4 protein-coding genes are annotated in these 5590 nt (G+C 74.3%); 2 read left to right on the forward strand and 2 right to left on the reverse strand.

The genetic code is table 11. The annotated features are described in order from the left end of the window. The coding region (locus G3I42_RS05995) for an HtaA domain-containing protein (RefSeq protein WP_164283068.1) at window positions 1–1522 on the reverse strand (1522 nt) is incomplete at its 3' end. Window positions 1523–1607: 85 nt separating this feature from the next. Continuing rightward, window positions 1608–3056 (reverse strand): HtaA domain-containing protein, encoded by a 1449-nt coding sequence (locus G3I42_RS06000; RefSeq protein ID WP_164283070.1) that lies wholly within the window; start codon window positions 3054–3056, stop codon window positions 1608–1610. A 181-nt stretch (window positions 3057–3237) separates the two neighbouring features. Here G3I42_RS06000 and G3I42_RS06005 point away from each other — a divergent pair, with 181 nt between their 5' ends. Together G3I42_RS06005 and G3I42_RS06010 are read left to right on the forward strand one after the other, a co-directional pair. Beyond that, complete coding sequence (locus tag G3I42_RS06005) at window positions 3238–4365, forward strand: ABC transporter substrate-binding protein (RefSeq protein WP_164283072.1); 1128 nt, start codon at window positions 3238–3240, stop codon at window positions 4363–4365. After that, window positions 4362–5513, forward strand: coding sequence for an iron ABC transporter permease (locus G3I42_RS06010; protein WP_164283074.1), 1152 nt, complete (start codon window positions 4362–4364; stop codon window positions 5511–5513). The genes G3I42_RS06005 and G3I42_RS06010 overlap by 4 nt, the downstream gene beginning before the upstream one ends. Window positions 5514–5590 lie beyond the last annotated feature (77 nt).

The following is a 5590-nucleotide window of genomic DNA, read 5'->3' on the forward strand; positions in this document are numbered from 1 at the left end:
GGCCGGTGGGCAGGCCCGCGCCGGTCGAGGCGAGGGAGCCGGTGGCGCCGTCCGTGCCGAACCCCGAACCGCTCGCGCCGGAACCCGTACCGCCCGAGCCGGTGCCGAAGCCGGTGCCGTTGCCCGCGCCGCCGCCGCCCGTTCCCGCGCCCGCGGCCGGGAGGTCGGCGTCGTCGCTCAGGGCGAGGCTGACGGTGACCGGGTCGAGGGCGTCGCCGGCCTTGTAGGGCGAGCCGGTGGTGTCGTTGGCGAAGGCCGCGGCGCCGGCGGCCGTGAAGGTCGCCGGGATCTGCCCCAGCGTCAGGACGTCGTTCTTGACCGCGTAGGAGGCCGAGGAGAGGTCGAGCTTCGCGAAGTCGACGTCGTCCTTCGTGCCCTGGGGCGTCGTCACGTCGAGCGTGAGGGTGCCCTTGGTGCCGCTCGTGACGACCTTGACGTCGCTGAACTTCATGTCGATGCCGTGCGCCTTGTATGTGAAGCGCACGCCGCCGCCGAAGGCCACGTCGGTCTTCTTCGCGTCCGCGTCGGCGGTGCCGGAGGCGTACGGGAAGGTGAAGACCTCGCCGCTCTTCTTCGCGCCGCCGGAGACCTCGCTGCCACCGCCCGTCGCGATGTACGAGCGCCACGACTCCTTGAGGCCCCAGGTCAGGGCGCCCTTGGCGACGGCGCCGGGGGCGGCGGGGGTCTCGCCGGGCTCGTCACCGGGCTCGTCACTCGGCTCGGCCGTGGGTTCGCCGCTCGGTTCCTCCGAAGGCTTGCCGCTCGGCTCGTTCGACGGCTTACCGCTCGGCTCGTCCGTGGGCGTGCCGGTGGGCTCGTCCGTCGGTTCGCCGGAGGGCTCGTCCGTCGGGTCCGTCGTGGGCTCCTCCGAGGGCTTGGAGCTGTCCGCGGTCACCGTCAGGGTCGCGGCGTCGAGCGCGGCGCCTGCCTGGTAGAAGCCCTGGAACGCCTTCGCGCCGTCGGCGGTGAGCGTGGCGGGGATGTCCTTGAAGACCATCGCGCCGCCCGCGCCCGTGCCGGGCCGGATGCCGTCAAGGCTCAGGTCGGCGATGACGACGTCCTGATCGGTCGTCGCCTTGCCGTCCGCGACCGTCGTGACGTCGGCGGAGATGCCGCCGCCGGTCGTGGTCGTCGTGACCTGGAGGTCGCTCAGCTTGATGTCGAGGACGCCCTCGTGGCCCTCGAAGCGCACGCTGCCGCGGAAGGCGGTGTGCGTGCCGTGGGTGCCGGTGTCGTACGTGCCCGTGCCGCCCGTGAAGGTGAAGGGGCCGTTGCCACTGGCCTGCGTGGCGCCGTCGCCGGGGGTGATCTCGCCGTTCGCGATGGGCGAGAGCAGGTACTTGCGGAAGGACTCCTTCACGCCCCAGTCGAGCGTGCCGTCCTTGAGGGCGAGGGTCGGTGCCCCGGCTCCCCGGGGGGCGGCGGAGGCGGTGGGCAGGGTGAGGGCGCCGGTGCCGAGCGCCGCCGCGGTGGCGATGCCCGCGGCCAGGACGGTGGTCTTGCGGCGTCTGGTGACTGCCATGGTGGCTTGCTGCTCCTCGGGTGGACCGCCCCGGGGTGCGGGGCGGGTGGTGGGTGGTGGGGGTGGGGGCACGTGCGGGGTCCGGTCACGCGCCCGGGTTCGTCCCCCCGGTGGCGTCCCCGCGCGCCGCGCGCCGCCTGAGCCCGTAGGCCGTACCCGCCCCGGCGAGCAGGACGAGGGCCCCGGCGCCGAGCACGTACGGCAGCGCCGACGTGCCGTCACCCGGGCCGGAGGCGGAAGCGGTGGTGGTCGCGGCGGGGCTCGCCGTCGGAGAAGGGCTGGTCCCGGCGGCCTTCGGCGCCGTGGAGGCGCCGGAGCCGATGTCGGGCAGGGCGGGGAGTTCGGCGGTGTCGTCGAGGGCGACGGCGAGCGAGACGGGGTCCATCGCGGTGCCCGCCTGGTAGACGCCGCCGAAGACCTCGGCGCCCTCGGCGGTGAGCCGGGCGGGGGCCTCGGTGAGCCGGACCAGGCCGTCGTCGTTCTTCAGCTTCTTCGCGTCGAAGGTGACGAGCGTGCGGGTACGCGCCTTCGCGCCGCCCTGGGCCACCCCCGCGCTGAGCGTGCCCCTGCCCTCGCGCACCCGCACGTGCGGCGCGGCGAGGCTCAGGTCGAGGTCGTGGGCGCCGGTGAAACGGAGCGTGCCGGTGAAGTCCACGTCGAGACGGCTGTTCCTCGCCTCGTACGTGCCCGAGCCGCGCGGGAAGCGGAAGAGCGCGCCGCCGTCCCGCGCGCCGTCCTTGAGCGTCCACCCGCCCTCGGCGACGGGTCCCGTCACGTACTCGCGCCACGTGCGGCGCACGCCCCAGTCGAGCGCGGCGTCCTCGATGCGGGCCTTCGTCGCGGGCTGCTTCGCTGGGCTCTTCGACGGGCTCGGACTCTTCGGCGGGGCAGGGGACTTGGCCGCCGCGAGGACATCGACGGAAAGGGTGACGGGGTCGAGCGCGGTGCCCGCCGTGTAGTAGCCGGCGAAGGCGCTCGCGCCCTGCGCGGTGAGCGTCGCGGGCACGTCGGCGAGGCCGATCGGGGTGCCGCCGCCCTTGGTGCTGATGCCGCCGAGGTCCAGGGTGGCCAGCGGGACCTGGGCGCGGTCGCTCCACTGCCCGCTGCCCTTCGCCTTGCTGCGCATGTCGGCGTAGAGCGTGCCCGCGCCGTTCGCGACGCGGACGGTGGGGCGGCTGATGGTGAGGTCGAGTTCGTACGAGGCGCCCTTCTTGTGCCCGACGAAGCGCACCCCGCCCGCGAAGCTCGTGCGCAGCGCGCCGCTGTCCGGGTGGTACGTCCCGGTCGCGGACGGGAAGCGGAACTGGCTGCCGCCGACCGTGCCGACGCCGCCGCTCAGACTCCAACTGCCGTGCGCGATGGGGCCGGTGACGTAGCTCTGGAACGAGGACTTGATGCCCCAGTCGAGCCGGCCGCCGCTCACCGTGCGCGCGGCGGCCTGCGCCTGGCCGAGCGGGAGCAGGGCGAGCGGGAGGGCGAGCAGCAGGGCGAAGGCCCCGGTTCGTGCCGGGCGGCGGCGCGAGGCGTGCTTCATGGACACCTTCAGGGAGGGACGACGGGTGGGGGCGAACGGAAAAGACGGGTCAACCCGGCAAAGCCCTGGTCAATGAGGTAAGGCTAACCTAATCTAAATGAGGTGGTCCCGGGAACCCCCCAGTTCCCCACAAAGCAGCACGAATCCAGCAAGAACCCAGCACGACAGGATGGTTGATCGGGTGCGCACGCAACGGAGGCCGTCGTCCACGGCCGCGAGACGGCCCTCGCTCACGGCCCGCTTCCGGCTCGGCGCCGCACTGCTCGCCGTACTCGCCGTCGCGGCCTGCGGCACGGACGCGGGCGCGGGGTCCGGCTCCGGCGGTACGGGGGACGGTGGCGCCCCCAAGACGTCGGCGAGCCCCGCCGCGCACCGCGACCGCGTGGAACCGCTCGCGGGGAAGCCCTCACCGCGGCTGCCCGCGCGGGTCGAGTCGGCGGACGGGCACACCGTCACCGTGCGGGACGTCTCGCGGATCGTGCCCCTGACCGGGAGCCTCAGCGAACTCGTCTTCAGTCTCGGGCTCGGCGACCACGTCGTGGCGAAGGACGTCACGGCGACCTTCGAGCAGGCGAGGAAGCTGCCGCTCGTGACCCGCGCGCACGACGTCTCGGCCGAGAACGTCCTCTCGCTGCACCCGACGCTCGTCCTCGCCGAGTCCACGACGGGGCCCGCCGAGGCGATCGAGCAGATCCGCGACGCGGGCGTCCCGCTCGTGATCCTCGACCCGGCGAAGAGCCTCGACGACGTCGACACGCGCATCCACGCCGTCGCGCGCACCCTCGGCGTCCCGGACGCGGGCGACGCGCTCGCCCGGCGCACCGACGCACGCCTCGCCGCCGAGCGGAAGAAGATCCCCGCGCACGCCGACCACCCCCGCGTCGCCTTCCTCTACCTGCGCGGCACGGCGTCCGTGTACCTCCTCGGCGGCGCGGAGTCCGGGGCGAGTTCGCTCCTGGAGGCGGCCGGCGCGGTGGACGCGGGCAAGGAGTCCGGGCTGCGCAAGGACTTCACGGCGATCACAAGCGAGGCCCTCGCGAAGGCGGCGCCCGACGCGATCCTCGTCATGAGCAAGGGACTCGACTCGGTCGGCGGCGTCGACGGGCTCCTGAAGATCCCCGGCGTCGCCGAGACCCCCGCCGGTCTCGACCGCCGCGTCGTCTCCGTCGACGACGGCGTCCTCCTGAACTACGGCCCGCGCACGGACGAGGTCCTGGCGACACTTGTGGACCAGCTCTACGGCACGTCCGGGAGCGGCGGGTCCGCGAGCGGCAAGGGCGGCAAGTCCGTTACGGGCGGCAGGGGATGACGGCCCGCGAGACGGTGCGGGCCGACGAGGCGGTACCGGCCGACGTGGCGGTACGGGCCGACGAGGCGCCCGTACGCGAGAGGGCCGAGCCCTCACCCGGAGCCCCCGCCCCCGAGGCCCCCCGCCCCGTCACCCGCGTCCTCACCCCCGCTCTCGTCCTCGCGCTCGTCGCCCTGTGCCTCGTCTCCGCGAGCGTCGGCGCCTACCACATCCCGCTCGGCGACCTCCTCGCCTCGCTGGCGCACAAGGTGGGCGTCGGCGGGCACGCGCTCGACCGGGTCGGCGAGAGCGTGCTGTGGAACGTGCGGCTTCCCCGGGTCGTGCTCGCGCTGCTCGTCGGGGCCTCGCTGGGCTGCGCGGGCGCGCTCATGCAGGGCGTGTTCGGCAATCCGCTCGCGGAACCCGGCGTCATCGGGATCTCCTCGGGCGCGGCGGTCGGCGCGGTCGCCTCGATCGCGCTCGGCATCGACTTCCTCGGGAACTGGACGGTCTCGGTCTTCGCGTTCGTGGCGGGGCTCGCGACGGTCCTGCTCGTGTACGCGCTGTCGCGCTCCGGCGGGCGCACCGAGGTGGTGACGCTGATCCTCACGGGGATCGCCGTCAACGCCTTCGCTGGCGCGCTCATCGGCCTGTTCGTCTTCTTCGCGGACAACGCGCAGGTCTCGCAGATCACCTTCTGGCAGCTCGGTTCCCTCGCGCAGGCCACGTGGCCGAAGGTCCTCGCCGTGCTGCCGTGCGCGCTCGCCGGGCTCGCGGTGGCGCCGCTGTACGCGCGCAAGCTCGACCTGCTCGCACTCGGTGAACGCCCGGCGCGCCACCTGGGCGTGGACGTGGAGCGCTTGCGGCTCGTCCTCGTGCTCGTCGTGGCGCTGCTGACCGCCGCCGCCGTCGCGGTCTCGGGGATCATCTCGTTCGTGGGGCTGCTCGTGCCGCACCTGCTGCGCATGGTGGCGGGCCCGGGGCACCGCTTCCTCGTCCCGGCGAGCGCGCTGGGCGGGGGGCTCGTGCTCGTGGGCGCGGACCTCGCGGCCCGGACCGTCGCGGCTCCGGCGGAGTTGCCGCTCGGGGTGCTGACGGCGCTCTTCGGCAGCCCGTTCTTCTTCTGGCTGCTGCGCAGGACCCGTCGCAAGCAGGGAGGCTGGGCATGAGGTGGTACGGAGCGGGCGGGCGGGCGCGGCTGCTGCCGGAGCGGCCCGCGCCCGGCGAGACGGTGGCGCGGGCGGCC

The sequence above is a fragment of the Streptomyces sp. SID11385 genome, assembly GCF_010548245.1.
Lineage (GTDB): Bacteria > Actinomycetota > Actinomycetes > Streptomycetales > Streptomycetaceae > Streptomyces.